At 60.4% G+C, this 26,534-nt stretch carries 26 protein-coding genes and 1 pseudogene; 11 read left to right on the plus strand and 16 right to left on the minus strand.

The genetic code is table 11. The features are described 5' to 3' along the window. Positions 1 to 144 precede the first annotated feature (144 nt). Positions 145 to 1,884, minus strand: a complete 1,740-nt coding sequence (locus NATTI_RS0123025; protein WP_027119283.1) for an ATP-binding protein — start codon at positions 1,882 to 1,884, stop codon at positions 145 to 147. Between the two features lie 1,050 nt (positions 1,885 to 2,934). Between NATTI_RS0123025 and NATTI_RS0123035 the strand changes: the two genes are divergently transcribed. Continuing rightward, positions 2,935 to 3,765, plus strand: coding sequence for a ParA family protein (locus tag NATTI_RS0123035; RefSeq protein ID WP_193787792.1), 831 nt, complete (start codon positions 2,935 to 2,937; stop codon positions 3,763 to 3,765). Continuing rightward, the gene (locus tag NATTI_RS0123040; RefSeq protein WP_006090871.1) at positions 3,758 to 4,228 is read left to right on the plus strand and encodes a hypothetical protein; all 471 of its coding nucleotides are present in this window, start codon (positions 3,758 to 3,760) and stop codon (positions 4,226 to 4,228) included. The genes NATTI_RS0123035 and NATTI_RS0123040 overlap by 8 nt, the downstream gene beginning before the upstream one ends. 21 nt (positions 4,229 to 4,249) lie before the next feature. On the opposite strand, the gene NATTI_RS0123045 is transcribed toward NATTI_RS0123040, so the two are convergent. The 5 genes and pseudogenes from NATTI_RS0123045 to NATTI_RS25840 form a co-directional block, all read right to left on the minus strand. Beyond that, positions 4,250 to 6,190: a DEAD/DEAH box helicase gene (locus NATTI_RS0123045; protein ID WP_006090870.1), complete on the minus strand. Its 1,941-nt coding sequence runs from the start codon at positions 6,188 to 6,190 to the stop codon at positions 4,250 to 4,252. A 107-nt stretch (positions 6,191 to 6,297) separates the two neighbouring features. After that, a complete protein-coding gene (locus NATTI_RS0123050) occupies positions 6,298 to 9,360 on the minus strand; it encodes a DUF7286 family protein (RefSeq protein ID WP_006090869.1) in 3,063 nt (1,020 codons plus the stop codon). Continuing rightward, positions 9,357 to 10,322, minus strand: coding sequence for a DUF7284 family protein (locus NATTI_RS0123055; RefSeq protein ID WP_019992201.1), 966 nt, complete (start codon positions 10,320 to 10,322; stop codon positions 9,357 to 9,359). Before NATTI_RS0123055 ends, NATTI_RS0123050 begins: the two co-directional genes overlap by 4 nt. Positions 10,323 to 10,386: 64 nt before the next feature. Further along, positions 10,387 to 11,355: a DUF7283 family protein gene (locus tag NATTI_RS0123060; protein ID WP_006093054.1), complete on the minus strand. Its 969-nt coding sequence runs from the start codon at positions 11,353 to 11,355 to the stop codon at positions 10,387 to 10,389. Positions 11,356 to 11,623: 268 nt separating this feature from the next. Then, positions 11,624 to 12,082, minus strand: a pseudogene (locus NATTI_RS25840) (hypothetical protein); the annotation flags it as partial. A gap of 285 nt (positions 12,083 to 12,367) precedes the next feature. Here NATTI_RS25840 and NATTI_RS26290 point away from each other — a divergent pair. Further along, complete coding sequence (locus NATTI_RS26290) at positions 12,368 to 13,234, plus strand: hypothetical protein (protein ID WP_152423989.1); 867 nt, start codon at positions 12,368 to 12,370, stop codon at positions 13,232 to 13,234. A gap of 30 nt (positions 13,235 to 13,264) precedes the next feature. Here NATTI_RS26290 and NATTI_RS26295 read toward each other — a convergent pair whose 3' ends face one another. Further along, positions 13,265 to 13,699 (minus strand): hypothetical protein, encoded by a 435-nt coding sequence (locus NATTI_RS26295; protein WP_152423988.1) that lies wholly within the window; start codon positions 13,697 to 13,699, stop codon positions 13,265 to 13,267. 331 nt (positions 13,700 to 14,030) lie between these two features. Here NATTI_RS26295 and NATTI_RS0123070 point away from each other — a divergent pair, with 331 nt between their 5' ends. Then, positions 14,031 to 14,474: a hypothetical protein gene (locus NATTI_RS0123070; RefSeq protein WP_006093052.1), complete on the plus strand. Its 444-nt coding sequence runs from the start codon at positions 14,031 to 14,033 to the stop codon at positions 14,472 to 14,474. Between the two features lies 1 nt (position 14,475). On the opposite strand, the gene NATTI_RS0123075 is transcribed toward NATTI_RS0123070, so the two are convergent. The 4 genes from NATTI_RS0123075 to NATTI_RS0123100 all read right to left on the minus strand — a co-directional run bounded on the left by NATTI_RS0123075 (position 14,476) and on the right by NATTI_RS0123100 (position 19,588). Then, entirely contained in the window at positions 14,476 to 14,829 is a 354-nt protein-coding gene (locus tag NATTI_RS0123075) for a hypothetical protein (protein ID WP_006093051.1), read from the minus strand. A 382-nt stretch (positions 14,830 to 15,211) separates the two neighbouring features. Beyond that, positions 15,212 to 16,233, minus strand: a protein-coding gene (locus NATTI_RS25845; protein ID WP_086009528.1) for an IS630 family transposase whose coding sequence is annotated in 2 segments (ribosomal slippage) — positions 15,212 to 15,720 and positions 15,720 to 16,233 — 1,023 coding nt in all. Because the reading frame shifts where the segments join, the coding sequence is not laid out codon by codon here. A gap of 350 nt (positions 16,234 to 16,583) precedes the next feature. After that, on the minus strand, positions 16,584 to 18,839 hold the full coding sequence (locus NATTI_RS0123095; RefSeq protein ID WP_006091120.1) for an AAA family ATPase: 2,256 nt from the start codon (positions 18,837 to 18,839) through the stop codon (positions 16,584 to 16,586). Between the two features lie 113 nt (positions 18,840 to 18,952). Beyond that, positions 18,953 to 19,588 carry a helix-turn-helix domain-containing protein gene (locus NATTI_RS0123100; protein WP_006091119.1) on the minus strand — a complete coding sequence of 212 codons (636 nt, stop codon included), beginning with the start codon at positions 19,586 to 19,588 and terminating at the stop codon, positions 18,953 to 18,955. An 86-nt stretch (positions 19,589 to 19,674) separates the two neighbouring features. Here NATTI_RS0123100 and NATTI_RS0123105 point away from each other — a divergent pair, with 86 nt between their 5' ends. Both NATTI_RS0123105 and NATTI_RS27400 read left to right on the plus strand, forming a co-directional pair. Further along, positions 19,675 to 20,583, plus strand: a complete 909-nt coding sequence (locus NATTI_RS0123105) for a ribonucleotide-diphosphate reductase subunit beta (RefSeq protein ID WP_006091118.1) — start codon at positions 19,675 to 19,677, stop codon at positions 20,581 to 20,583. A gap of 69 nt (positions 20,584 to 20,652) precedes the next feature. Then, positions 20,653 to 20,778, plus strand: a complete 126-nt coding sequence (locus tag NATTI_RS27400) for a DUF7128 family protein (protein ID WP_006091117.1) — start codon at positions 20,653 to 20,655, stop codon at positions 20,776 to 20,778. A 50-nt stretch (positions 20,779 to 20,828) separates the two neighbouring features. Here NATTI_RS27400 and NATTI_RS0123115 read toward each other — a convergent pair whose 3' ends face one another. Together NATTI_RS0123115 and NATTI_RS0123120 are read right to left on the minus strand one after the other, a co-directional pair. Next, a complete protein-coding gene (locus tag NATTI_RS0123115; RefSeq protein WP_006091116.1) occupies positions 20,829 to 21,074 on the minus strand; it encodes a DUF7508 domain-containing protein in 246 nt (81 codons plus the stop codon). A gap of 4 nt (positions 21,075 to 21,078) precedes the next feature. Beyond that, a complete protein-coding gene (locus NATTI_RS0123120; protein WP_006091115.1) occupies positions 21,079 to 21,630 on the minus strand; it encodes a DUF5796 family protein in 552 nt (183 codons plus the stop codon). A 156-nt stretch (positions 21,631 to 21,786) separates the two neighbouring features. Here NATTI_RS0123120 and NATTI_RS0123125 point away from each other — a divergent pair, with 156 nt between their 5' ends. The 4 genes from NATTI_RS0123125 to NATTI_RS0123140 all read left to right on the plus strand — a co-directional run bounded on the left by NATTI_RS0123125 (position 21,787) and on the right by NATTI_RS0123140 (position 23,647). After that, positions 21,787 to 22,659, plus strand: a complete 873-nt coding sequence (locus NATTI_RS0123125) for a shikimate kinase (protein WP_006091114.1) — start codon at positions 21,787 to 21,789, stop codon at positions 22,657 to 22,659. Beyond that, positions 22,656 to 22,982, plus strand: a complete 327-nt coding sequence (locus tag NATTI_RS0123130; RefSeq protein WP_006091113.1) for a chorismate mutase — start codon at positions 22,656 to 22,658, stop codon at positions 22,980 to 22,982. Before NATTI_RS0123125 ends, NATTI_RS0123130 begins: the two co-directional genes overlap by 4 nt. 103 nt (positions 22,983 to 23,085) lie before the next feature. After that, positions 23,086 to 23,370, plus strand: coding sequence for a ribbon-helix-helix domain-containing protein (locus NATTI_RS0123135; protein WP_006067345.1), 285 nt, complete (start codon positions 23,086 to 23,088; stop codon positions 23,368 to 23,370). Then, entirely contained in the window at positions 23,363 to 23,647 is a 285-nt protein-coding gene (locus NATTI_RS0123140; RefSeq protein WP_006067346.1) for a type II toxin-antitoxin system RelE family toxin, read from the plus strand. Before NATTI_RS0123135 ends, NATTI_RS0123140 begins: the two co-directional genes overlap by 8 nt. A gap of 222 nt (positions 23,648 to 23,869) precedes the next feature. On the opposite strand, the gene NATTI_RS0123145 is transcribed toward NATTI_RS0123140, so the two are convergent. Both NATTI_RS0123145 and NATTI_RS0123150 read right to left on the minus strand, forming a co-directional pair. Then, positions 23,870 to 24,223 carry a type II toxin-antitoxin system PemK/MazF family toxin gene (locus NATTI_RS0123145; protein ID WP_006091112.1) on the minus strand — a complete coding sequence of 118 codons (354 nt, stop codon included), beginning with the start codon at positions 24,221 to 24,223 and terminating at the stop codon, positions 23,870 to 23,872. Next, positions 24,220 to 24,459, minus strand: coding sequence for a hypothetical protein (locus NATTI_RS0123150; RefSeq protein WP_006091111.1), 240 nt, complete (start codon positions 24,457 to 24,459; stop codon positions 24,220 to 24,222). Before NATTI_RS0123150 ends, NATTI_RS0123145 begins: the two co-directional genes overlap by 4 nt. A 76-nt stretch (positions 24,460 to 24,535) precedes the next feature. Between NATTI_RS0123150 and NATTI_RS0123155 the strand changes: the two genes are divergently transcribed. Beyond that, positions 24,536 to 24,844 (plus strand): hypothetical protein, encoded by a 309-nt coding sequence (locus tag NATTI_RS0123155; protein WP_006091110.1) that lies wholly within the window; start codon positions 24,536 to 24,538, stop codon positions 24,842 to 24,844. Between the two features lie 78 nt (positions 24,845 to 24,922). Here the strand turns inward: NATTI_RS0123155 and NATTI_RS0123160 are convergent, their stop codons facing one another. Next, positions 24,923 to 26,362, minus strand: coding sequence for an NAD-dependent epimerase/dehydratase family protein (locus tag NATTI_RS0123160; protein WP_006091109.1), 1,440 nt, complete (start codon positions 26,360 to 26,362; stop codon positions 24,923 to 24,925). Positions 26,363 to 26,534: the final 172 nt, after the last annotated feature.

The following is a 26,534-nucleotide window of genomic DNA, read 5'->3' on the forward strand; positions in this document are numbered from 1 at the left end:
CTCCGTCGTCGTCGCACCGCACCGTCATGGCGCTACCGAACACCACTGCACCACCGCACTACCGCACCACTGCATCACCGCACCACTGCACCACTGCACCACTGCATCACCGCACCACTGCATCACCGCACCACCGAACCAGCGCTACTCAGCGCTCGCCATCGTGTTCAGTTTTGATCGCACGTCGTCGCTTAGCGTATACGTCCGTTCGACGGGTCGATCGAGCACGCCTTCCGTCAGCAGTTCCGAACACAGCCCCTGCACCGCGACGGTCGACCGGCTGACGGCGTCGGCGATGGTGGCCGACTCGAGCGGTCCGTCTCGAGCCAGAACGACGAGCGCCCGCCGAGCCGTCGGCACCGTACATTGGGACTGATCGGCCGCGCGCTGGAGGCGGTCGTCGATCCACTCGCCTTCGAAGACTGATTCCGGGGGTTTCGGCTCCGTCGCGGTGGTGATCTCTTCGCTCTCGTCAGCATTGACCTCAGTCTCGCTCGGCCAATCGACCGACGTAAACCCGAACTCGACGTCGTCGCCGCCAGCCTGGAGGATCTCGGTCTCGCTGGTTGAATCCGCGTTCGACCCTCCTGTTGCCTCCGACTCCGCCGTGTTCGCCGCTTCGAGCGCCTGCACCCGATCGCGTAACCGTTCGTTTTCCTCGCGAAGCCGGTCGACTGTCTCCGTTCTGGCGCCGAGTTGCTCTTCGAGCGTCTCGATCCGCTCCGATCGCTCGTCGAGTTCCACCGTTAGCTCGTCGCGTTCGTCCGCGAGGTCGTCCCGCTCGGCCTCGAGGTCGACGATCTCGTCGTGGAGCCGACGTAGTTCCTCGTCGTCACTGCCGCCGAGTTTCGTCTGGAGGGTCTCCTTTCGCGTCAGCGCGTCGGCCATCTGCTTGGCCGCGTTCGAGACGTCCCGCGCCGACTCGAGTTCGTCCTCTAAGGTCTCGATGCGCTTTTCTTTCTTTTCGAGTTCGTTCTCGAGTTCGAGGATGCGACTCTCTTCGCGATCCTTTCGTTCGGAGATATCCTGGAGGTCGCCGACGAGAGCGTCGGAGACGGATTTGAGTTCGGGTCGTTCGAAGTCGTCGAGACCGGGCGTTGCGCCCGCGTCGAACGTGCGCTTGCGTCGGAACTGCACCTTGCGGACATCGACATCCATCCAGTCGGTCTGGACGAACCCCTGGCCGTCGTTCAACTCCGAGACCAGCTCCGAGTACTCGGTGTCGATGATCCGCCCGACGACGTTCGTGTCGTTGTCCCAGGTCAGTCGGTGCCAGACGAGCCAGTTCGCCTGCGTGATGAAGTCTTTCTTGACGTCGGCGGGGCGCTGGCTGATGCCGAGAATTCCCAGCCCGTGTTTGCGCCCTCGCTTGCTGATCTTGATCAGCAACCGGCCCGTCTCGCCCATCCCGCCGCCCTCAGGAATGTACTCGTGGACCTCCTCGACGACCAGCAGGAACGGCTTCTTCAGCTTCTTTTCCTTGACGAACAGCTGTCGGGCGATCTTCCGAAGCAGTTCGTCGGCTACGTCTTCGTCGAGGTAGCCCGACACGTCGAGGATCACGGGGACGTTCTCCTCGAGTGCCAGCGACGCCATCTGTTCGGCGTGCTCCGGTCCGATCTGAATGTCACACTCTTCGTCGGCCCCGGCGTGGAGCATCTCGTACTCCTCTTTGAGCCCGTAGTACTCGCCGTCCGTGTCGACGATCAGGAGCGGGAATCCGGACTCGAGTAACTCCTCGGCGATCACCGACGCCGTGTTCGATTTCCCCGATCCCGATTTTCCGGTCACGAACCCGCGGCCGGTCAGCAGTTCGACGACGGGAAGATGCAGATCGGTCCCGTCGTCGCGTTCGCCGACGAGGATCTCGCGTTGATCGCTCACCGCCCCACCACCTCGTTCGCGCGCGACGTGTTCATACGTCGTACAGTTCGAACACGACACCTTGAATATTGGCCTCGATTCGTGTCCCGGCTCTCGATACGTCGAGTGACGTTCCGCTTCTCTCATCCTCTAACAGTGTACACTGTGTGAACGGTGTAAAATGCACACACTGTTCTAACTGTCTTTGCACGTTGAATCGCCCGCGCGTCGTTCCCCTCGAATAACGACCGCCGATCGAATCGTCATTGTCCTAGAGGTGTCCTCGGGAAGGCGGTTCAGACGACTGTCGCTAGTGGACACGGTGTACACTTCTTACACTGTGTATTTAGGCCGGCTACGTTCCTCGGCCGGTGGCCGCCGACTGTCGTTGACTGTCTCCGAATTCTGTACTGTTGGAATTTCTCACACAGTGTAAGAGTTACACACATTGTACACTGTGTAAAATGTCCTTCTCTGAGCTGCTTACTCGGCATCCGACAGACATCCCGTACTCTCCCTCTCTCCTTCGATACTCCCTCTTCAGTAATTACTTTGTAGACCGTGTACACGGTGTCAGATTTGTGCCTCTGCTACACCGTTCAGACCGTTCGAACTGTGTAGACTGTTTCCGCTACTGTTAAGTCACGCTGGTCGGATGATTGATGTGATACTCGCCGTGTCAGATCGGACCAAACATCCTACAATGTCTACACCGTGGCCACGCTGTAAACGGCTCGCACCTCGAGCACCGTTCGAACGGTCAGTCGCGCGATCGGCCGTTGGACGGGTTCGATTTGCACACTGTGCAGACATTCTACGCAGTTCACAACGTTCAGGCGGCTTGAACTGTGTCGGCTGTTCGTACCGTTCGACCGTTAGCGGCCGCTTGCCTCGCGCGATCGATCGTTCGGAGCGTGCGCCAACTCGGCCACTCAACGGACCGTTCGAACGTCGAACACTGTGTTCGAATTCAACACCGTGTGCACGGTGTGGACTGTTCGGGCCTCGAGGACGCTCTTCCCCGTTCGAACAGTCCGGACCGTCGACACGGCGACGGAGGTGTTTCCACGAATGACGAAAACCCCACGCGCCGTTAGCGTCGCCCTCCAGAAAGGCGGCGTCGGCAAGACGACCCTCGCGATCAACCTCGCGGAACGACTCGCCAACCGAGACAACGACGTCCTGCTCGTCGATCTGGACCAGCAGGGCAACGCCACCGAAGGCGTCGGCCTGAGCGACGCCTACTCGAGTGACGTGCACATCGGTGACGTCCTTGAGGAGGGAACCGACACGACGCTTGAGGACGTGATCCACTCGACCAGTTCGTTCGACGTGCTCCCCGCCCACGAGGATCTCGATAGCGTCGAGAACAGCATCCGCAGCGCGACCTTCGGCGAACTCTGGATCAGAAACGAGATCGTCGATCCCGTGCTCGGCGACGAGTACGACTACGTCGTCGTCGACTCGCCGCCGAACCTCGGGCCACTCGCCGACGCGTCGCTCATCTCGACGCAGAACGTTATCGTCCCGCTGCGGATGAGCGAACCCAGCGTCAGCGGCTTCGAGCGCATGTACACCCAGCAGATCGGGCCGATCCGCAAGGAGATCGACCTCGACATTCTTGCGATCGTCCCCAATTCGCTGGCCGGCGACAACGAGGAAAAGCGGATCATCGGCGACTTAGAGGAGTCCCAGTTCGGCGAGTACCTCCCGGCGTTCGCTCGTTCGGCCCATTTCGACGATACGGACTCCCCCGGGCCGGGAATTCGGGAACGGATCGCCTTCAAACGAGCGTGGCGCGAGGGCGTCCCGCTCGCGGAGTACGACCCCGATAACGACATGCTGGACCGGCTGGATGAACTGGCTGCAGCCGTCGAGCGCGGAGGTGTCGCGGATGCCTGAGGACAACCGGTTTGCCGGGCTGAGCGACGCCGTCGAGGACGACGAACTCGACGACGCGGACGAGGAATCGGCGTCGGACACCGGATCGTCGGTTCCCGACGACGATTCGAGTGCCAACGCGGACTCGTCGACGACGGTCGAGTACGAGTCCACCGAAGCGGACGCGGAGGAAGGTGACGGCGAGCAGTTCGAAGACGAGTCGAGCGCCAACGACTCGGCCGACCGCGACGCCGACGATCCGACCGCGTTCCCCTTCGACGCCACCAAGAAGAAGACGGTGTACGTCCGGCCCGAAACGCTCGACGGACTCGAGGACGCCCGCGCGCTCGTGGACGCACAGCTGCGTACCGAACACGACGTCCGCGACTTGACCGGCCGGGAGTTCTACGACGCCGCGTTTCGACTCGCGGCCGCCGATACGGACGGGTTGATCGACGAGATTCTCGAGGCCCGCGAGGAGTAGTCAGCCGGCGTTCTTGTTTCCTTACTCGTCTGCGTCGGATCCATCGCTCTCACCGCTCGTTTCGACTGTTTGTTCGCGAATCGTCATCCCCTTACGGCCGAGATGTTGGAGCTGTTTGCGGGCGAAATCTTCCTCACGCGTGCCGCGAGTGGCGAGCACGTAGACGAGCGCCCCGCCGGCGGGACGCATCGTTCGGCCGGCGCGCTGGGTGCCCTGCCGACGAGAGCCACCGAGACCCGAGGCGACGATCGCGAGATCCGCAGTGGGGAGGTCGATCCCTTCGTCGCCGACGCGGGAGATGACCAGCAAGTCGCGTTCGTTCCGCCGGAACTCCTCGAGCAGCCGCCGTCGCTCGTGGTGGGGCGTCTCGCCGCTGAGGAAGGGAACGTCGAGTGCGGCCGCGAGGTCACGTCCCTGTTCTAGGTAGTCCACGAAGACGAGCGCCTTCGCGTCGGGGTGAGCCGAGAGTAGATAGCGGACGTCGTCGACTTTTCCCCGGTTTTTCGCGGCGATTCGGTAGCGCTCCTGGCCGTCCGCGGAGGCGTAGGCATTTCGCTGTCCCTCGTCGCCCCACGGGACGTAGCGAATCTCGAGTTCGGGTTCGGCGACGAAGCCGGCCTCGAACAGCGCTTCCCAGTCGGTGCCGATCGGCGGCCCGACGAGGGTGAAGATCTCGGTCTGGCGGTCGTCCTCCCGGATGGGGCTGGCGCTTAGGCCCAGTCGATGACGGGACTGCAGGTGCGTACTCCGCCGGTAGACGTCCGACGGGACGTGCTGGCACTCGTCGAACACGACGAGTCCCCACTCGCGGTCGTCGAACAGCGAGCGGTGGCGGTCCATTCCCGCGATCTGGTAGGTCGCGATCGTCACCGGGCGGACTTGCTTTCGACCCCCGTGGTACTGCCCGATCTGGTGGGGCTCGAGCGAGGTGTACTCCTCGATCGCGTCGGCCCACTGTCTTGCCAGATCCCGACTCGGGACGAGCACGAGTGTTTCGCCACCCACGTGGGCCATCGCGCCCATCGCGGCGATGGTCTTTCCGCTCCCCGGTGGACCGACGAAGACTCCCTCGCCGCCCTCCGCGAAGCGATCCACCCACGTCCGCTGGTAGTCGCGCAGCGAAATCTCGAGGTCGATCGGGAGGTCCTCGCCGGACTCGAGATCCCGGTGGTCTTGGACCGGGTAACCGGCCTCGTAGAGAAGCCGCTTGATGGCGGCTTCCGATCCCTCGCGAACCCAGTCTTCGGTGTCCGAGATCGGCGCGTGGACGTGTTCCTCGTCGAGTTTCTGGCGGGCGACGTTCCCCATGATTTCCGGGCTCTTGGCCTCGAGGACGGTGTAGCCCTCCTCGTGAGTCGTCAGTCTGAACTGGTGGGCGCGATCCCACTGGCTGTGGACCCAATCCTCGAGAGCCTCCGAGCGCTGGCCGAGCGCCTGTCGCATCGTTCGCGCGAGGGTGTCGAACGAGTCGTGGGGTGCCTGCCAAATATCCTCCGGCCTGACGACGTATCGATACCCCTGCTCGCCGTTGCCGTCTGCGAGGTGGGCGAACTGGGAGAGCTGTGCGCGGGTAAACTGATCCGGTCGATCGACAATAACCTCGCGACGCTTCGGGAAGACGACGACCCGTTCGCGGTCGGTGAGGTCCTCGAGTTCGCTCGGATACCAGACGACGGGATCCGTCTCGACGGAGAGGCGTTCGACGTCGCCGCGGCCGGCCAGATCCGCGAGCGCGTCCCGTGCCTTTTCGGAGGGTATCTCGAGCGTCCGCGCGACGGCTGCAGCGGTAAGGACGGGCCGACCTGCTTCCTGCGATGCATCGTGAAAGTCCGCGAGTGTAAGCCGGTCGTCCTCTCGCTCGTCTTCGGTCTCTTCGGCAGTCTCGTCGTCCGCTTCGGCCGCTTGGTCGTCGGGTTGGTGGCTTTCGCCACCAGTCTCCCCCGAAGCACGTTCGTCGGTCACTGGCGGGTCGTAGCGGCGGTGCGGGTAAACCGATTTCGCTCGGCAGGCGCTTTCGGGTCCGTTTGCGTCTCATTAGCTCCGACGGGACTCGCTCGTCCTCAGCCGTTTCATCCCCCAACCGGTAGCTCGAGATCGATCTCGTCCGAAATGCACTCGTCTGATTCGCCCTGCTCGTCCGGCTCGAAGCTCGCGCCCACGTCGTCCCACGCCGTCGAACACTCCTCGCGGGGGACGTCGAGGTTCGTCGACTGCCACATATCGCCGACGCCGGGCGTCCCCCGCGGGAGCAACTGCGGACTTGGGACGACGACCGGGACGACGAGGCTGTTCTCGAATCCGATCGGCTCGACGGAACCGACCACGAGTTCGTCCTGATCCGCCCACGGGGGCGTCTCGAAGGAGACTCGCGTGTCCTGGCGAACGTATGTCGTCTCGTCGCTGGCCGCGGGATCGCCACTGTTCGCCCGAACCTCGAAGCGGGCGTACTCGCCCTGCACTTCGAGATAATAGATATCGAGTTGCAGGAACGACAGCGATGGAACGGGCAAGAGCGGCAGTCCTGGGAAGCCGACAGCGTCGAAGTAGCCAGTCCCCATCGACGCGTGTTCGCTCGTCGAATGAGTCTCGAGCAGTGTTCCACCTTCCGGACGGACCGCAGGGACATCGGTTCGGTTGACCGTCTCGAGCGACAGATACGTCGGCGAGCCTTCGACCTGATAGCTGGTGTCTTCTAGTAGCTCCGAATCCGGGCCGGGTGCCCGTGCGTCTTCGGGTCGGCTCTCGGGGTCGAGCATCGACTCCACGAACTCGAGCGGTGCGCCGAGCAGGTCGTTGCCGGCGTCGAGTAGCCCACCGAGCAGGTCGTCGACCATCCCGGAACCGCCCTCGATCGTTTCCTCGTGATAGCTCTCGACCGTCTCGATGTGCTCGTAGATCGCCTTGAAGTACTGTTTCCGAACTTCGGCCCGAAGCAAATCGGCGGTGTTCTCGTAGCTTCCGGTCGTGTTCTCGTAGACGAGTTCGTCCTCGACGCTCCGGACGGTGTCTTCGACCTCGCCGAGCGGACTCGGTTGCTCCAGCATACTCCAGAGGTCGGTCTCGTGGGGTGGAACCGACGCGACGACCGCTTCGTGAGTTCGGTTGAGTTCGCCGATCACCCAGTCGTAGAGCAAGGTTCTGTCCCGCGGTTCGACGTCGATGTCCGGATCGCTCGAGTACGGAATCGCGCGCTCGAAGTCGCTTTCCGTGACGATCGACCGGCTCGAACCTTCGATCTCGTCCTCGAGTTCACGTTCCTGTCCCCCCACTGATCCCGCATCGAGATCGAACGTTTCGCCGACGGCATCCGCTTCGATGCCCTCGAAGTTGCCGACGAAACCGTACGACTCGTTCCACGAATCGGTACTGAACGGCGACTCGAGCCCTCGGGATTCGCGTTCGACCTCGATGTCTTCCGCGAGATCCGCGTCGATTCCGTAACTCGCACTGTACGTCACCGGCCGTTTCCAGTTCGTTCGAACCTGTTCGAGGGGGATCGTCACGTTCGTTATCGGATCGAGGTCCGTCTCGTGGTCGTGTCGCCACGTTTCACTCACTCCGACGTCGGTCTCGTACTCGAGGTCGATCTCGGCGAGCTCTCGGTCGTCAAATCCGGTCCCGTCGTCGGAGGCGACGTCGATCGAGACGCTGGCGTCGCCGCCGCTGGTCGTATAGCTGCGGTCGACTCGAGACCAGTTCTCGCCCGGTCGCTCCGTCCGAGGCAACTGATCGTGTTTGGTCGGTCCCGCTTCGCTCGTGTCGATATCCACGTCGTAGACGGTCTCCATGCTGTCGTCTGTTAGATCGCTTGCGGGTGCGGACTCGTCGATGAGTTTCTCGAGATCGGCCAGTTGCTCCTCGAGCCCGTCGACGGCGTCCGCTGCGTCCTGATTCGCCGGCTCGTCGTCGTAGTACTCCTCGAGATAGACGTCGTTGAACCGCTCGTGCTTCTCGAGCGAGTCGTTGAATTCGGATTCGACGTCGTCCATCGTGAGCCCCGCGACCAGCTCCATGTACGCGATGTCGGCGAACGGGTGGGGCTGAATCTCGACATCCGTGTCGATGTTCTCCTCGAGGAGCGTGAGGACGATTTCCTGGATCGTCGGCGGCTCAGGATAATCGATCTCCCCTTCGGTGTCGACGAAATCGCTCTCACAGAATGTATCCGATCCGTTGATTTCGTCTCCGAGCTGCTCACCCAGGAGTTCGTCGAGATCGATATCGCCCGCCTCTGAGGTGAGGTCGTTCGCCATACAGACCGTGGGTAGGAACCTTGCGTGATCCTCGTACGGATCTGCCGTCCCGAACGAGGCCTCCTGCAGCGCGAAGATGGCGTCGTTGGCCATCACCTCGGTGTGTTCGTTCGGCGTGAGGTTGTGAAACGTTCGGTCGCTGCTCACGAGGCGATCGTAGTAGGCCTTCCCCCAGACGTAGGGGTACATCCGTGCCGCGAAGTAGCGGCCGAACCCGTCGTAGAACTCGTCGGCCTCGAAGAAGCCGGTCTCGAGTTGCTCCTCGAACTCACTCGTCCGATCGTGTAACCCGAGGGCGTTCGTTCCCACTGATATCGTGATATCACGCCGCTCGCTGACCGTCTCCGCTCCGTCGTGCTCGACGGTGAGGTCGACGTCTTCGACCGTGACGGTGAGCACGTCGTCGTCGGTTTGCTCGAGTTCGATCCGATCGATGGCGCTCTCGAGGTCGTCGCTGTCGTCCCAGTCGAGTCGGTCGACCGACGCGACAACGGTTCGGTCGTGGCCGATCTCCTGCTCGGTGCTGGCGAGCGATACCGCAACGTCGCGGTAGATACGGAGCGCGAGATACTGCTCGAACACGTCGTCGGAATCGATCGCATCGGCGAACGCCGCGTCGGCGCCGTCCGTCGAACTGACCGGTGCCTTGGCGGCGTCGTCCGTCGCACGGACGACCGCGTGACGAATTTCTCCGGTCGCGATCGATTCGGCTCTGTCGACCGCGAGCCCCTGATCGACATCGACTTCCGGACGGTCTCTGGACTCGAGCACGGCGACGATCGAGATACTGCTGACGAGCAAGAGGACCGCGAGCAGCGCGAACGGGATCCGCGCCCGGTCGTCCGATGCGAGCGAGACGGTTCTTCGTCGCCCGCTCATGGTTGCCACGTCTGGACGGTGATCGTCACGTCATCGGTCGATACCTCGTCGGCGAGCAGCACCGTGATGGCTTCATCTCTCTCGCTGTCGTCGCCGTGGGTCTCGTCGATCGCCTCGAGTTCGTCCGCGAAGGCGGTTTCCAGATCGCTCGCGATCCAGTCTGCGAGGCCGCTCGCTCCGGAGTCGGATTCGCTTTGGCTGTCGGAGCCGTAGAGCACGTGGTCGTTCGCCTCGAGCGCGTCGGCCTCGCTTCGATTGAGTGGGCTCTCGTCGTCGGAATTCGTCTCCTCGTCGAACTCGTATTCTAGCGGGGCGACCAGTCGTTCGTAGTGGTAGACCGTGAGTTCCCGCGAGAGTCCCTGACTCTCGAGCGTTCGCTGGGTCGACTCGGGCGGAAAATAGCCCTCGATTATGGCCGCCCCGATGGCTTCTCCGGCGGTCTCGAGCACGTCGTCGGATTCGTCAGACTCGGTGGACAGATCGGCTTCCTCGACAGCCGGACGGTCACTTGAGGCGGAGAGCGTTCGACTCGAGATGTCCTCGTTCGGTGGCGGTCGCTCGCCGGCCGTCGCCGTGCCGTTGATCGCCGCGCCCTCGTAGGGTTCCCACTCTGCGACGACGTAGAACTCGCGGTTCGCCCCGAGGAGGGCACTCGCCGTAGAGGCGTCGACGGCGTCCTCGAAGTCGTTAGCATACGGCAGTATCTGCTCGCCGTCGATGTGGAGATTCGTGACGGCTGCGTCGGCGAGCAGCCCGGTTGCCGAGCCGTAGTCGGTTCGGGTGTAGTTGCCGTCGCGCTCGTCGACCGGGTCGACGCCCTCGAGATCGTACTCGACGCTGAGGGTCACTGCAGCCAGCGTCTCGACCGTTCTGTCGGGGCGGGTTTCGTCGCGCTCGTCGTCCGCCGCGTGGAGATAAGCCCCGAGCAGAAGCACGCTCGCACTGACGAGCAGCAGGGCCATCGCGACGTCTACGACCGTGCTGACACCCCGTTCGGTGTGTCGGTTACGCCGTATGCTCCGATCCCTACGCGGTGACGAGCGTGACACGGTACTCACCCGATTGGGCGTCCTGCGCTATCTCCGCGGCGTCGCTGGCGATGTCGGCCGTGATCGGTCCACCCTCGCAGATGTCCGCAAACCCATGACTGCTCTCGAGCCGACCTTCGCACTCGAGCGAGCCGTCGGTGTAGACGCCGACGGCGATGGGGTAGACGAGTGCGTTTTGGCTTTCTCCGTGTTCCGTGAGCGGGACCTCGAAATCGATTTGCGAACCGTCCCCGATATCCGTCTCATTCTCGGTCTCCAGCAGTTCGTTGTCACCACCGTGTTCGACGTCGTCGAAATCTCGATTTCCGTGGCCAGCGAACTCGAATCCGGTGAGCACGACTTTGATCTCGGTTCCCGACGCGGCCGTGTAGCGAACCGTCGCTTCGGTGGCAGCTGTCGTCTCGAAACTGCTTGGGGCGTTTTCAGCCCGGTCGATGGAGCCGGCAGTCTCGACAGTCGTTCCTGCTTCCGCCTCGACCTCGAGCGTTCGAACGGCCAGTTCGCCGTCCGCGTGTTTCCACTCGCCGTCGGTCTCGTCGTGTGCCTCGACGAGATCGGTGAGGAACTCGCCCTCAATATCTTGTCGATCGGTCCCGACGGCGTCACCGTAGGCTGACTCGAGCGATGCGCCGCGAGCGATCGCCTCGAGCCGTTCGTTCCCCATGACGGGGACCACGGTTCCGTACGCGAGAGTGGAGCGAGCGGTCCCGTGGTCGTTTCGCAGCGAGACGGTGGGCCCCTCGACTTTGACTTCCGCGGCGTCGTGGCCGTACGTCGCGCTGGCGTCGTGCGTGGTCCCGGCAACGCGGTCGATCGTGTTCGCGGCCTGATTCGCGTCCGGCGGCGGACCCGTCGGGAGTCCGAGTACGATACCGGCGAGCCCCACACTGACGATGCTGACGGCCAGCCAGACGTACCATGCGTCGGCCGGTGTCTCCCAATCCATGCGGCCACTGGCCGACTATTCGTATTTAAACCTCAGTAGCGATGGAGTAGCGCGTGAGTTCTCTGCTGTGCTCTCTTGTGAATTTTCGTCTCTCGAGGGCGGCCACTCGAGGTTTAAGCCTCCCACTCCACGGCTTCCGGAGCTTCCAATAAAAGAATGTTTGCGGACCCTCCCACCCCGCTCAACGGAGTCGATACCCTGTGCTAACAGCGGAAGCAGTGGTGTAGATTCAGGTTGCCATCCAGGGTGTTCGTCAATTCTGGCGCTGTTCCAGTTCCTCGATTCGCTCGTCTTTGGCGTCGACCGTCCGCTCGAGTTGGGCACCCCGATCCTGTCGGCGCTGTTCGTGAGTGTTGATTTCCTCGAGATCGTCCACGAGGTCCTCCGAGACGGATTTGAGATCCGGTCGTTCGAACTCCTCGAGTCCCGGCGTCGCACCCGCGTCAAACGTGCGCTTGCGCGTGAACTGGACCCGGTCGATCGACGCGTTCCAATCGGCCTGGACGAATGCCTCTCCGTCTCGGAGATCGGCCACGCGGTCGCGATACTCGGTGTCGGCGACCCGACCGACGACTTTGGTGTCGTTCTCCCACGTGAGTCGGGGCCAGACAAGCCAATTGGCCTGTGTGATGAAGTCCTTCTTAACATCGGCCGGTCGCTGGGAGATCCCGACGATTCCGAGTCCGTGCTGACGGCCGCGCTTTCCGATGTTGAAACCGAACTGCCCGATTATAGAGTCTGGTCTTGCGTTTTATGCAATAGAACATTTTAGAGACGGCACGCCCTTCTGCTTCAACCTTATCTGAATACCGCCAAACGTGTGCACCAAATTCTATAGTTGGGTTTATTGTAACAAATAAATGGTCTATACTCACACTCAAACAATACTAACTACTGAAATATTTTGAGATGTAATAAAATATGTCTAACCAGACGCTCAAAAATTGGAAACAATAACTATATTATATAGTACGTTAACTATATAGGTATATATGTCTATTTTTAATATGTAATGATTGGAAATAGAGATAATTCAACCAGGAGAAATGTGCTGAAAACAGTAACCGCATTTGGTGCAGTTGGAGCTGTCCCTACAATTAGTACAGCCTCGGAGGGTGGTAGAAATGTTGGTGGTATCCTAGAACAGGCGCGTAAGATAGGAGATAATGCGGGACAAGATGCACGCCAAAATTATCTTGAGGCGCATGACATGGAATCCACGTACGTTCAGCATCAATATTTCGCGGAAGAGGAGCCAGATGACATAAGTGCACAGGCACCTAGTGGCTATTGCATACAACCAACTTCATGTGATGATCCATTTATTGATGCAACTCTTTCGCTTGTTGCCCCAATGTGGTCAGACTATTATATCGCAGATTTAAGTGTGAGGTACAAATATATGAAAAATGCTAACGTATATCAGGGGCCAGAACCCCCAGATGATCTAGCCGCACTTATTTGGCAACAAAATCGATGGGAACTAAGAGATCAACAAGACATTCCAGATTCGACGAATACAGGTGAATATACTGAATGGGATGAAGGGAGTTGGAATGAAGAGGGGCTCGCATTCCATGTGGACTCATATAAGCGAGCTGCAGATAGTGGAAATACTACTACTACTGGTCCACCAGATGAATATGAATGGAGTATGAGTCTGGGTGTAGCGGCGTATGTTGTACCTGGAAGCGAATTTGAGGAAAGTGATAATATAAACGCAAAATATTATTACACTTGGGACACGTTTAATATTTATGATGTTGGTGTCGCTTTCCCATGGGCTGTGGATATCACTGCAACAGGTTCCTCAAATAAAGAGGATCTACAAACTGAAGTTGATGAAACAACATTGAGTGTGAGTTTAGACGATGTATAGACATTGACTGTTTAAGACTTTATTCTATTCTCAACAATCGTACCACTGGTCAACCGTTCCATCTTGATTTAAGGTCATTCCGATATCCCCCATATCGCAGTCGCTACCTCGTGGATGATTGGGCGTGTATTCCCAAGATTTAGAGTGGCCATTTGAAGTAAATATGTTGACTTCTAGTGGTTCCTGAGTAATATCCCCCGCTCTGCCAAATTGATCGGTGTCAAGTGAAAATACGTGACTAAACAAGTGTTCGTCTTCATCATCAGTTAAGAGAACTGCTACCTCTACCGGTTGTCCAGAAGCGTTATCAACGAGAACTTCAATTTCATCTTCGCTAGCCCCAATTTCAGACGGAAAATAGGTACAACCTGCGACTGTTGTGCAAGTAATGACACTAACGCCGCCTAGTAAGCCTCTTCGAGATAAAACCGGTCTTGATTGTTTTGTTGATCTAATACCGTCCATAACTAATGCTGTATTTAGTGGGATAAAACCCTTGGGCTGATTCTGTCTCACTCCTCGTATCGGCCAGTTCAGCTTGAATTTTGTCGAACAAGAACTACACCGCAACTGTTGATGAAACTTTGTACTTAACTCCCCCTTGCCGGACTCTCGCTTTTAAAAACTCTACAAAACTTTAATATCTTGGTGCTGAACGTGTATTGCGAGAGGTGGAATGTAGAGACCCCTCGTTCTCAAATTGCTTTAGCAATGCTCAAGCAGAAACTGCTGATCAATGGGGGAGTACGGATGTGAACGTCCGAAGCTTCTTGAGTTAGTACTAAGTACTAAGGATGTGGCGAACCAGATCAAGTCTTCCGGCGCTGCGGGGCTCGCGTTGCAGGTCACCGAACCCGCACGGGCGGCCGGACTCGTTGAGGAAGACGCTGACGGCGACGCAACCGAGCTCGCCGACGTACGCGTATTCGCGTTCGACCACCTCTTGCTCGTGATCGATATCGATGCAGTCTCGACGCCGGACGTGGCGGAGGTAGTCGTTGCAGCGGCGACCGACACCGACAGCGTGTATCGAGCGGTCGACGCGACCGTCCAGATCGCCGGCCACGGGTATCAGGTCCAGTTGCCGCCTGCGTCCGATGCAGGATTCACTGAAGGGGATCGGGCTCCGTGCCACCCAGCGCCTGGTAATGTCGCGATCTCGAGAGACGACGGTACGTCTGCTGTGGCCGATGCCGGTCGACTGGCTGGTGACCTGGTGGCGATTCGAAAAGAGCTGTAGTTCACTCGCCAGTAGAAGGCCGCTCGAGGTCTCGCTCCGCAATCTCTACCCGTTCAAAGATATTCGCGCTACGGGTCGGATCTCGGCTCCCGTAAGCCAGTTCGACGTTCTCCCGGCCTTCGAACTCAACCAGTGACCCGATATCTTCGCCTTCCCGCGCTTCGACAAGCAGTCGGTCCCCATCGCGAGCGACCAGAGAGACCAGGGATGCTCGTCGAACGGCGGGTATCGAGTCGTCCATATCGTCGGGCGTGAGCCAGAGAAAGACCGTCGACTCGAGGTCGTCGGCCGGGTTCTTGAGAACGTCCTCGAGCGTTCGTTCGCGTTTTCGGTCGTCGTTTTCACTACTGGGCATGTTCAGTTACCTCCGGTTCTGACTCTCTGTCTTGTCGATCGAACCGATTCAGCGTCGTGTTCGTGACGTGGTGGGCGTACTGCAGTTGGTTCGCGTCGTGCTCAAGCGGCTGGCCGTCCTCATCGAAGCCGACGTAGATCGGGTACTGTCCGTCTGCCCCGCCTCGAGCGCCTCGACCTGCCGGTAGTCCTCGCCGTACCAGGACATACTCGAGACCGACACGTTGTCGAGATGGTTCATCAGCATGTAGCGGTAGGCCGCCTCGGTCGCGAACGACCGTGTTTCGTACAGCAGCGTCCAGCCGACGTGTTCCCACTCGTCGCCGGTCTTGTCGGTGATCCGGGCACGCCAGAGTGCGTCAATTCTATAATCGGACTAATACTCAAGGACATAAGTACGTAAAGACGCTCGGCGGTTCAATGGTGTCAAGCGCGGTCAGTGCAGCCCCTTGAAGTTTATCCAGTGTGTCGAACAGGCGGTTGCCCAGTGCTTGGTTGAGACGTCGCCAGCACTCTTCCACGGGGTTCAGCTCCGGTGAACCCCGTGGAAGGTAGCACAGTTCGATCGGGGTTCTTTCGGCGTATTCCTGCACCTTGTTCGCCGTGAAATAGGAAGCGTTGTCCAAGACGACGCAGATCTTGTCGCCGAACTCGGTTTGGAGAGCATCGAGAAACCGAATTGTGGTGTCGCTGTTGAAATTTTCCTCACACGGCAAAAAGAACGTCTCGCCGCTGTCGCTGACCGCCCCAAGGAGTTTGATACTGTCCCACGCGCCCGTCACCGGGAGTGACGGGCGCTCTCCTTCTGGAAACCACGCGTAGATCAGCGTTGAGAGCACCTGACGCGTCTGATCAATGGTCAGGAGCGTGTATTCGTCGTCCAAGTTGTCGAGCTTTTTTTGAACCCGTCTTTCCACGCTTCCTGAGCTCGTTCGTCGGACTTGTGGAACTCCGGCCGGGCTGTCTTCCAGGACAGCCCGGCCTCAGACATCAGTCGTCGGATGTGTCGTTCGCAGTACTCGACACCGAACTCCTCAACGAGATAATGACGAGCGAGTGGAACAGACCACGCAGGCGCGTCAAGCCCAATTTCCTCTGGTGATTTGTGGAGCACTTCAACGAACTGCTCGTACTCTTCGTCGGAGAGCTCTGAGGGTCTTCCCGACCGGTGTTCGTCGTAGACGACCTCCTCGAACGGCTCGTCGGCGAGCCGTTCGAGTCGGTCAAGCCACTGCGAGAGCCAGGCAGCAGTATATCCATACCGTTCAGCGACCTCTTCTAACGTCGCACCGTCTTCTTCGAGATAATTGATTGCCGCCATTAGCCGCTGTGTCGGCTTCTTCCCCTCGACCTCCGCCAAGACCTGGCGGAGGTCTTCAATAGAGACGTTGTCGAGAGAGTTCATAATCGATCAATGTTGTTCCTCGTTTAAAATACTTTTAGCCGGTAGTATAAGACCGCGTGCTCCTGAAGTTAAGAATAACAGTTCTCGAGCGGTATCTCTGTGCACACCACTGTTTCCGGAACTTCCGCAGAGAGTATATTTAGGACCCACTCACCCCACCAGTTCCGTTGTTAATACTGACTGATTGTTCCCCCATCGCGGAATGAAGCGTTGTCGATGACCCATCCCCTCTCGCAAACTAACAGCGGAAGCAGTGGGGTGGGTCAGGGTGTCGTCTGAAGAAGTTCCTCTAATCCCGATTTCACATCCAAAAACGCCCGCCTAAACTCCAAACTACCCAAAACCCATTTTCACCGCGTCGGCTTCCCGTTCTCCCGCGCTGCCTCGAGATGCCGTCGTTCAATCACAACCTCATCGGCCTTCTCGTTCGCTTCGTCCGGATCGTACTTGCTGGCGACCTCCCGGATCGCTTTCATCGAGGCCGTTCGGACGAGCGCCTCGAGGTCCGCTCCCGTATACCCCTCCAACTCGGCGGCCAGCGCCGAAATGTCGATTTCGTCGTCGAGCGGCTTTCCGCGGGTGTGGACCTCGAGGATCTTTTCTCGGGCCTCCCGGTCCGGTTCACCGACCAGAACGTGCGTATCCAGCCGTCCCGGACGGAGCAGCGCGGGATCGATCTGATCTTTCCGATTCGTCGCCGCGAGCACCACCAGATTCGGGTTCTCCCGCATCCCGTCGAGTTCGGTTAGAAGCTGTGAGACGACGCGTTCGGTCACCTCGTGGCCCTCGCCGCGGGCGGCTGTGATCGCGTCGATTTCGTCGAAGAAGACGATCGAGGGCGCGGACTGTCGGGCGCGCTCGAACACCTCGCGGATCGCCTTCTCGCTCTCGCCGACGTAGCGGTCGATGATCTCCGGGCCGTCCACGCGGACGAAATTGACGTCGGTTTCACCCGCGAGTGCGCGTGCGAGCAGTGTTTTTCCGGTTCCGGGTGGGCCGTAGAGCAAGACGCCGGAGGGTGGGTCGGTGTTCGTCTCTTCGAACAGCCGATCGTAGGTCAGCGGCCACTCGACGGACTCTCGGAGGATCTGCTTGGCGTCCTCGAGCCCGCCGACGTTCGAGAAGTCCGTGTTCGGCGATTCGGCGACGTACTCGCGCATCGCGGAGGGCTCGACGGCGGCGAGCGCGTTGTCGAAGTGCGATTTCGTCACCGTCGGACTTTCGTTCCACTCGTCTCGCTCGTCGGATTCGGTTGGTCGGTCCCGGATCGCAGCCATCGCGGCCTCGCTCGCGACGGCGTCGAGGTCGGCCCCGACGAACCCGTGCGTGCGCCGAGCGATAGCGTCGACGCTTACGTCGTCGTCGAGCGGCATTCCGCGGGTGTGGACCTCGAGGATCTCCTTTCGGCCCTCTATGTCAGGGACGCCGACCTGAATCTCGCGATCGAAGCGTCCGCCGCGACGGAGCGCCGGATCGATCACGTCGACCCGATTCGTCGCGCCGATGACGATCACCTCGCCGCGGGCGTCGAGACCGTCCATCAGCGTCAGAAGTTGGCCGACGATCCTGTTTTCGGCGTCGCCGTCGTCGTCGCGGGTGCCGGCGATGGAGTCGATCTCGTCGAAGAAGATGATCGTCGGCGCGTTCGCCTCGGCCGCTTCGAACACCTCGCGGAGTCGTTCCTCGGACTCGCCTTTGTACTTCGACATGATCTCCGGGCCGGAGATCGTCTCGAAGTTGGCGTCGACCTCGTTCGCGACCGCGCGAGCGATCAGCGTCTTCCCGGTTCCCGGCGGCCCGTACAGTAGAACCCCGGAGGGTGGCTCGACGCCGAGCCGTCGGAACAGCTCCGGCTCCGAGAGCGGGAGTTCGATCATCTCGCGGACGAGTTCGAGCTCCTCGTCCAGCCCGCCAATATCTTCGTACGTGACCCCGGAGGTGGGTTCCGCCTCGGCCGTCCCGGACGGAGGACCATCTGCCGTTCCGCCGGTTCCCACCGTCCCACCGCTACTGCCGCTTCCGCCGCCACCCTCGGCACTCCCGTCGGCGCCTCGGCTGGCGCTCGAAGAGCCCTGCTGAGCCGTCTTCGCGCTTGCCCCGGCGATCCGAACCGTGGTCGTGCTCGTGATCCGAACGTCGCCGCCGGGATCGGTGTCAGTTACTCTGAACGGCTCCTGTCCGAGACCCTCGACTCGGATCTGTTCACCTGCCCGAACCGGTCGATTCCGGAGCGTCTTGGCCGCCGCTCGCTCCGCGCTGCCCCGCTGGGTGTCGGTGAACGACGACGGTGCGGCGAGTGTGACTCGATTCGCTTCGGCGATCGTCGACGTGTCCTTCGTCCGGACGGCCACCGTATCGCCGACGTGTGCGCCGGCGTTCGCGCGGGTGTCGCCGTCGATCTGAATGACGTTCTCCGGAACCGACGAGTCTGCCGGCCACATCTTCGCGACGGTCGTTTTTTTGCCTTCGATGACGACGGTGTCGCCGCTCAACACGCCGAGTTGCCGGCGTGCGATCTCCGGGATCCGTGCGACCCCTCGCCCCGCGTCTCGCTTCTCGGCGGCCCGGACCGTCAGCGAAACGCCGTCCGAATCCGACTGGCTCATGACTGTTCCTTTCGCGCGGGCCGTCTTGAGAATTGTCCTGTCAGTCGGTTCCGAAATCGAGTCACTGACGTAGAATCAAAAAGAATGCCCACGACTTTAGTCGTGGGTGGATGTCAAAGCCCGTTCTCGAGCACCCGATCGATCCCTCGTCGAATCCGTTCGGACGCTGACGGCCCCGAAATCCCCAGTTCGTCTCCGACCTCCGCGGTCGACGCCTCTCGCGGGACCGCAAAGTAGCCCGCGTCGCGGGCCGCGGTCAGCGCCTCGTACTGCTCGTCTGTGAGTCCGAACGGCGGATCGTCGGCCGTCGATTCTCGAGTCAGTCGCTCGAGTTGGAACGTGGCTCCGCGCTCGACACAGAACTCGCGGTACTCCGCGAGCGCTTCTCGGTCCGGAAATCGGGACCGGCTCCACCAGCCATCGACGGTCACGATACTGCCGAGCGGCGTGGTGCCCAACTCGATGAATTTCCGGTATATCGGTACCGGCGGATCGCGGAGTTCGATCCGATACAGCGCGTTCCCGTCGTACTCGTCCAGCGTCACGGCCCCTGCGACCGTGGCGTCGTCCGCCAGTGCGTCGCGAAATTCGTTGCCGGGCTCGTCGACGACTCGACAGAGCGCGACGGGACGGTCGGGGTCGATGACGAGGATCCGTTCGATATAGACCGTGACCGCCGGAACGGCCGCTACTGCGTTCGTCAACGGAAGGTCGAGTGACGTCACCCGAAACTCTGCGATGAGTCCCATGACCCCAGATCCAGCCTCGCTTACTTAAATGCCCTACTCTGTGAGATACAAATTCATGTGGATTCTGCCGCTACGTCTGTTCAACGATGGCAACCGATAGCCAGCCACAACCCGAAACGCAACTCGACACGACGGTGCGTTCGCACAACTACTACCGAAACGCCGTCAAGAAACACTGGGATCCCCACGAGATCGACCTCGAGGCCGACCTCGAGGGCGCTGCCGAACTTCCGGAACCGGCGTTCGAGGGGCTCAAACAGTCGCTCGCGTTGTTCGGTGCCGGCGAGGAGTCGGTGACGGAGGATCTCGCACCGTTGGCGGTCGTCCTGGACGACATCGGCGACCAGATGTTCCTCACCACCCAGCTCTACGAGGAGTCGAAACACACGGACTTCTTCGACCGCTACTGGCGAGAAGTCGTACACACGGAGGAAGAGCGCCGCGGCCAGGAGCTCTCTTCACCGACTGACGAGAAGTGGTTCAACGACCCCTACGACGAACTGTTCGAGCGCAACGAGCGGGCGATGGATCGCCTCCTCGAGGATGACTCACCCGAAAACCGCGCGAAGGCCCACTGCCACTACCACCTGACGATCGAGGGGATTCTGGCCCAAACGGGCTATTACGGACTCACGCTCGCCTACGGCGAAAACGAGCCCGAACTCCCGGATCTGCCGGGACTGGTCGAGGGTCTCAAACTGATCCGCAGCGACGAGGGACGCCACGTCGGTTTCGGGATGGCACAACTCAAGTCGCTCGTGATCGACGGCGAGGTCGAGGCCGACCTCCTCCGCGAGACGGTCGGCGAACTGGTGCCGCTCGTCCAAAAGAGTCTGACCAGCGACGACGGCGCCAGCTCCGAAGGCGGCCCTGGTCCGAGCCCGTCCGATCTCTCCGAGTACGCGTACAACAAACACGAACAGCGAATGCGACAGATCACCACCGCTAGCGAGAAGATCCCGGAGGTTGAGGAACTCACGGAACTCGAGGCCTGAACGGCCCTCGCTGAATCGCGATCCGTTCCGGATTCGCAACCCCTCCTCGCTCGTCGTAAACTGTCGGGTATGGTAGTCCAGACCGAGCGGGATGACGCCACGTGGCGGGAGTGTGAGACCTGCGGGCTACTGTTCGACGAGGAGGCGGACGCCTCGGAGCACGAAGGGCGGTGTGACGACAGCGAACCGTCGTAGATCCAGTAACTCGAATCACACACCGTGTCGTTCGGCGGATCGACCGCCGATCACTCGAGTCGCTCGCGATGATCGGCAGCCAGTTCCTGGGCCTGCTCGAGCGTATGTGTCTCCGTCCAGCGCACACGGTCGCCGTCGCCGTAGGCGAGCGCCGTCTTGAGTTCGTCCCGGAGGACACCGTGTCCGACGGATTGAACCGTCCCCGACGAATCGGCGAGTTCGTATGCGCCCGGTCGGTCGGGTGCGCTGGCAACCGTCCCACGGTCGAGGTCGCGCCAGGGTTTCTGTAGTGGCATCGTGTTATCCCCAGTCGGTGCTTCCGGTCTCGGTGTTCCCGTCGGCGTCGTTGGAGCCGTCAGCCTCGTTCTGCTCGCCGTTTGCGCCTGTCGTGTCGGCTTCGGCAGTGGAGCTGTCATCCTCGCGTTCGACGTGCTCGACGAGTTCGTAGGCGTGTTCGCTCAACTCGTCCTCGGCGAAGACGAACACGCGGCCGTCGACCAGCGACAGGTCGGCATCGACGCGGATCGAGTACGCTTCCGTCGAGACGGTTACGCCCGGGAACAGGACCTCCTCGTCGTCGCCCTCGAGCATCACGCGGCCGACGCCGGTCGATTCGAGGATGTCGTCGTGAGTATTGTGGTCGTTAACGTAGGTCATGACGCCCTCAATCCCGTCGGGGTCGGTAACGAGGACGTGGACCTCCTTCCCCGGCGGGGTCTTGATCGACTCTTCGACGGGTTTCGGCGGGCCGTGATAGAAGACGTCCCGGCCGTCGAGATACTCGACGACGACGCCACCCTCGACGAAGTCGACCCCGATCGTACTGGGTGCAACGTTGCTGCGAACGCTCATTACTCGTCTATTGGGTCGGTTCCCGGAAAAACGGTCCGTTCTGGCGCTCGCTTTATCATCGACCCGTCTCTCGCGCCCACTTCTCATCGGCCGAGGGCCGCGGAGAGAATCGTCGAGACCGTCAGCCGTAAATACGCGCTCTGAGTCGGTTGTCGTATGGACGGCCGCGCCGTCGCTCCAGCAGCCGGAACGGTTCTCAACGCGCTCGCAACCGGGACCGGTGCTGCGTTCGCGATCGACCTCGAGACGACAGCCACCGTCGAACTCACGACCGACGGGAGTATCGACGCCGAAATCGCCGGCCAGCCCGACGCCGATACGGCGCTCGTCGAGCGCTGTGCCGAACTGACGATCGACGAGTACGCCGAGACCGCGGGACTGGACGTTTCGGCCGTCGGCGCTCGCGTCCGAACCGAGAGCGAGGTGCCGATGGCGTCGGGGCTGAAGAGTTCGAGCGCGGCGGCGAACGCGACCGTGCTCGCGACGCTCGACGCCCTCGAGATCGCCGGTGCGGTCGAACGAATCGATGCCTGTCGGCTGGGCGTTCGCGCGGCCCGGGACGCCGGCGTCACGGTCACCGGCGCGTTCGACGACGCTAGCGCGAGCATGCTTGGCGGCGTGACGGTTACCGACAACCTGGGCGATGAGTTGCTCACCCGCGATGAGATCGACTGGTGGGCGTTAGTGTACACCCCGCCTGAACAGTCGTTCAGCGCCGACGCCGACGTCTCGGCCTGCGAGCGGATCGCCCCGATGGCGGATCTCGTCGCGGAACTCGCCCTCGACGGGCGTTACGGTGAGGCCATGACCGTCAACGGCTTCGCCTTCTGTGGCGCCCTCGAGTTCTCGACCGGCCCGATGATCGACGTCCTGCCCGATGTCACAGGCGTCTCGCTGTCAGGGACGGGGCCGAGTTACGTCGCCGTCGGGGATCGGGCGACGCTCGAGACGGTCCAGGAGCGGTGGCACGAACGCGACGGAACGACACGATTACTGCGAACGCGAACCGACGGGACACAAGTGATATGACTCGCAAATCCGATACAGCCACGGACGGCGGCGAAGAGCAGCGAACACCGGACGAGATGAGCCTCGACGAACTGCGCGAGGAGATCCAGACGATCGATCGCGAGATCGTCGAGCTGATCGCGCAGCGAACGTACGTCGCGGACACGATCGCACAGGTCAAAGACGAGCATGGGCTGCCGACGACCGACGAGAAGCAAGAACAGCAGGTGATGGATCGGGCAGGGACTAACGCAAAACAGTTCGATGTCGACGACAATCTGGTGAAGGCAATTTTTCGTCTGTTGATCGAACTGAACAAGGTCGAGCAGCGTGAGAATCGGTAGCAAATAGCACTAATTTCACGTATCTACTACTGTTTCTCCTCGCCACTAGCATCTGCGTTCGGACGCCGAAACACCTACAGTAACACACGAGTAATACGGGCGTATGTCCAAAGCATCCACAAGCAACGGCGACGACGAGATCGTCACGGTAAACTTCAAAGTCACACGGTCGTTTCTCAACGAGATTGAAGACACATGGCAAGGACGCGGATTCAACAGCCGGAGCGAATTTATTCGGTATACCTTACGCGATGCTGTCGAACATCCCACGTTCGACCGCGATGAACTCGTCGCACTCCTCCAAGCTGAAGAGGACGTCCGTGAAGAACAGACGATGAGTGCCGAAGAAGCGCGCGAACGATTCGGTACTGGCGATACGAATGAGTGACGGCGGGTGGGCGTGGGAACTCGCATCGAACGCACAGGACGACCTCGATGCGCTGAATCCGGACGAGCAACAGCGTATCATCGACAAACTCGACGAAATCGTCGATTCTCCGTGGCGCGACCCACCAGACTATGGTGAACCGCTCCAGAACAGTCCACGCCGTAAGGTACGTGTTGGTGAGTTTCGTCTTGCGGTCACTTTTCACAAAGATGACCATCGAATGGTCGTTGCTCGAATCAAACGTCGTGGTGGCGCGTATACCGCTGACGACGACTGAGTAGACATCCCAGAACCGGCAAAATAGACGAACTCTGTAACATCAGTCTGAGACTTGAACAAGGTAGAACAAAGAGAGAATCGGTAGTCGAAATCAGCGTTTTCAGATATCGTTTCCGGTGATTGGCCACTGGAAATCTTCTGGTTGCTGTTCAGTTGGTTTGTCGCTGATTTAGACGCCCGGTCGGAAGCGACCGATTTCTCTGGAAACAGTATGCACGAATCAGTCTAGTCCGAGACTCAGTTTCAACGCTTCATCCACCGTCTCCATCGTCTCGGCGTCGAGACTTCCGACTACCGAGTGAATCCGCTTTTCGATGGACACGGCGCGAACTTGGTCGAGACGAACGGACGAATCTTTCTCGAACGGCGACTCCGCCGCTTCAGCGAGTACCTCGAAGGGATAGTCTCGATACGTTCCCGTTGCGGGCGCGACGATGGTCGTACTAGAGTTTTCGTTTCCGATATCGTTCTGTAAGACCACCGCTGGTCGAGTTTTCTTCATCTCGTGGCCCTCGGCGGGGTCCAGTCGGACAATAACGACGTCTCCGCGCCGAACTTCCGGTCGCTCGCTCATTCATTCAGCCCGTCCCATGCCTCATCCGACACTTCGTTCCACTCTTCGGCCAGTTCCTCTGCGCCCTCTGAAGCCTCACGGTACGCGGTGGCCAGTTCGCCCTCGTCAGGTCGGTCGGATTCCACGTCGACGACGGCGACGGTTACACGCTTGTTCGCGTACTCCGTTCCGAGATAGATTCGACCTCGGTCATCGGTCTCGTTAGTTCGTAGGTCCCGAGCATCTACTTTCGTCATGTTACCGACTTGGACCCACTGCTGAATAAGTGTTGCCCACTATTACCCACGGCGGATATTTTCTGTGACTCGTACCATGAATTTCATCTACCTGAACAAGGTAGCGCAGCACGAGAATCGGTTAGGCTCAAGTACCGAATGGAGCACATCCGGAGATCACTGGAGCGAGGTTACCCGCCAGGCTATCCGAGAGAAGATCGAGGCACTCGACGTGATGGACGAACTCACGCCTGGAATCGAACTCTTTGACGCCGGAACGCCGGCGGTTCCAGGTGGCGGAGACGTGTCAGTCCGGAACCCCGATGCTGAATCGTGTGCCACGTCGTTCCGTAACGCGTACGACGGGCCCGACGAACTGGATGAGAGTCCACTCGAGCGTTCCTGATCGGGTTCGAAGGAGGAAATCGCTTGCACGGGCTGTCGGCGTCGAGAGTGTTCGATTACGCAATCTGGCAGTTCGGAACTACACCTCTTTCGACGAGAGCGTCTCATGCGTTTGCTCGCGTGAGATCGGATCTGAACAGTCGAGGATAGCGGCCGCGTTCTCGTAGCTCGGCGCCTGTTCGAGCGTCTCGTAGTTGTTGTATCTGGTCGCCGTATACTCGGTGTACGCGTTGGATTTGAACTGTTCTTTCAACTCGAGACAGTGGTCGCGAACCGTCCGTTCGGGTTCGAATCCCAGTTCCTCCCGGATCCTTTCGAACTCCACACGATAGCTCCGCTCGTCGGTTAGCTCGTCGTGGTACTCGATCGAAGCGTCGGGGAAGCAGTCGGCGACGATGGTCGCGAGTTCATCGATTCGGTAGTTCTGCTGGTTCGACCCGACGTTGAACACGGTGCCAGCAACGTCGTCGACCGGCGCGGTGAGACAGTCGACGTACGCTCGAGCGGCGTCGGCGACGTGGACGTTCGGTCGGTACTGGTCGCCACCGAACACCGGGATCGTTCTCTCGGTATGGGCCTTGGCCGGCAGGATGTTTCCGACGAGATCGAACCGCATCCGCGGCGACTGCCCGTAGATCGTCGCCATCCGGAGGATCGTCGGGGAGAAGTGGTCGTCGGCGAGGTCGTGGAGTACGCGTTCGGACTGAATCTTCAGCCGAGCGTACAGCGAGACGGGGTTTCGTGGCGATTCCTCGGAAAGCCGCTCGGCTTCGGTCTCGGAGCGCCCGTAAACGCTGCAGGTCGAGGCGAAAACGAAGCGGTTGATACCGTGGTACTTACAGATCGACGCCAGCAGCTGTGTCGAGTGGAGGTTGTACTCGAGGGTCTTCTCCGGGTCGATCTCGGAGGCCGGATCGCCGACGATGCCGCCCAGGTGGACGACCGCGTCGACCCCGTCGATCGCCTCGAGAACGGTATCGACCGAGCGCGCATCGCCTCGATAGAAGGTGAACCGGCCGTCGTCGCGGAGCGCACTGATGCCCGCGTCGCCGTACATCAGCGGATCGAGCACCCGAACGTCGAACCCGTCCTCGAGGAGTTGCCGACAGAGTACCGAGCCGAGATACCCTGCCCCCCCAACGACGAGAACCGTGTCGACGGCGTTCGAATTCGGCTCGAGTTCTCGGGTCGCGTTGTCGATTAACTCGATCGTCGTGACGTCGATGACCTGTTCGCCGCCGTCGACCACGGGCGCGATGGTCGTCTGCTGTGCTCGGTCGTTGCTTCCAACGACATCCGACGCTCCTTCCACTGTTCGGATACTCCCGCTCGTATCGACGACGATGGGATCCTCGTCCACCACGTCTGACACCGGCGTATCTGGTGTAACACCGTCGAACAGTTTCTGTCTAAGCCGCTCGTCGGTGGCGGTCCCAACGAGTTGGTTCCCGTCGTCGACGACAACGATACCCCCTGCTTCGGATCGATCGATCCGTGAAAGTGCGGTCCGGATCGACATCCGCGAATCGGCTGTAACTGGCCATCTCATGATTACGTATCTACTCCAATTGCCGCTGATGTCGGTTCGACACCGACGCTGACGCGGCCTATTCACTCAATCCGAACCGTTCCCCCTTTGTTATGGATCGGTTGGATTGACAGTCCACTAACTCTTGATAGAGCGCTGTCGT

The sequence above is a fragment of the Natronorubrum tibetense GA33 genome, from assembly GCF_000383975.1.
Classification (GTDB): Archaea; Halobacteriota; Halobacteria; order Halobacteriales; family Natrialbaceae; genus Natronorubrum; species Natronorubrum tibetense.

Bases quoted from the DNA above. Each gene is read 5' to 3' on its own strand.
- NATTI_RS0123075 (WP_006093051.1), bottom strand. From the start codon at position 14,829: ATGCCCAGTAGTGAAAACGACGACCGAAAACGCGAACGAACGCTCGAG.
- NATTI_RS0123055 (WP_019992201.1), bottom strand. From the start codon at position 10,322: ATGGCCCTGCTGCTCGTCAGTGCGAGCGTGCTTCTGCTCGGGGCTTAT.
- NATTI_RS26295 (WP_152423988.1), bottom strand. From the start codon at position 13,699: ATGGACGGTATTAGATCAACAAAACAATCAAGACCGGTTTTATCTCGA.
- NATTI_RS0123130 (WP_006091113.1), top strand. From the start codon at position 22,656: ATGACTCGCAAATCCGATACAGCCACGGACGGCGGCGAAGAGCAGCGA.
- NATTI_RS0123125 (WP_006091114.1), top strand. From the start codon at position 21,787: ATGGACGGCCGCGCCGTCGCTCCAGCAGCCGGAACGGTTCTCAACGCG.
- NATTI_RS0123160 (WP_006091109.1), bottom strand. From the start codon at position 26,362: ATGTCGATCCGGACCGCACTTTCACGGATCGATCGATCCGAAGCAGGG.
- NATTI_RS26290 (WP_152423989.1), top strand. From the start codon at position 12,368: ATGATTGGAAATAGAGATAATTCAACCAGGAGAAATGTGCTGAAAACA.
- NATTI_RS0123095 (WP_006091120.1), bottom strand. From the start codon at position 18,839: ATGAGCCAGTCGGATTCGGACGGCGTTTCGCTGACGGTCCGGGCCGCC.
- NATTI_RS0123100 (WP_006091119.1), bottom strand. From the start codon at position 19,588: ATGGGACTCATCGCAGAGTTTCGGGTGACGTCACTCGACCTTCCGTTG.
- NATTI_RS0123105 (WP_006091118.1), top strand. From the start codon at position 19,675: ATGGCAACCGATAGCCAGCCACAACCCGAAACGCAACTCGACACGACG.
- NATTI_RS0123035 (WP_193787792.1), top strand. From the start codon at position 2,935: ATGACGAAAACCCCACGCGCCGTTAGCGTCGCCCTCCAGAAAGGCGGC.
- NATTI_RS0123050 (WP_006090869.1), bottom strand. From the start codon at position 9,360: ATGAGCGGGCGACGAAGAACCGTCTCGCTCGCATCGGACGACCGGGCG.
- NATTI_RS27400 (WP_006091117.1), top strand. From the start codon at position 20,653: ATGGTAGTCCAGACCGAGCGGGATGACGCCACGTGGCGGGAGTGTGAG.
- NATTI_RS0123145 (WP_006091112.1), bottom strand. From the start codon at position 24,223: ATGAGCGAGCGACCGGAAGTTCGGCGCGGAGACGTCGTTATTGTCCGA.
- NATTI_RS0123140 (WP_006067346.1), top strand. From the start codon at position 23,363: ATGAGTGACGGCGGGTGGGCGTGGGAACTCGCATCGAACGCACAGGAC.
- NATTI_RS0123150 (WP_006091111.1), bottom strand. From the start codon at position 24,459: ATGACGAAAGTAGATGCTCGGGACCTACGAACTAACGAGACCGATGAC.
- NATTI_RS0123120 (WP_006091115.1), bottom strand. From the start codon at position 21,630: ATGAGCGTTCGCAGCAACGTTGCACCCAGTACGATCGGGGTCGACTTC.
- NATTI_RS0123115 (WP_006091116.1), bottom strand. From the start codon at position 21,074: ATGCCACTACAGAAACCCTGGCGCGACCTCGACCGTGGGACGGTTGCC.
- NATTI_RS0123155 (WP_006091110.1), top strand. From the start codon at position 24,536: ATGAATTTCATCTACCTGAACAAGGTAGCGCAGCACGAGAATCGGTTA.
- NATTI_RS0123060 (WP_006093054.1), bottom strand. From the start codon at position 11,355: ATGGATTGGGAGACACCGGCCGACGCATGGTACGTCTGGCTGGCCGTC.
- NATTI_RS0123040 (WP_006090871.1), top strand. From the start codon at position 3,758: ATGCCTGAGGACAACCGGTTTGCCGGGCTGAGCGACGCCGTCGAGGAC.
- NATTI_RS0123135 (WP_006067345.1), top strand. From the start codon at position 23,086: ATGTCCAAAGCATCCACAAGCAACGGCGACGACGAGATCGTCACGGTA.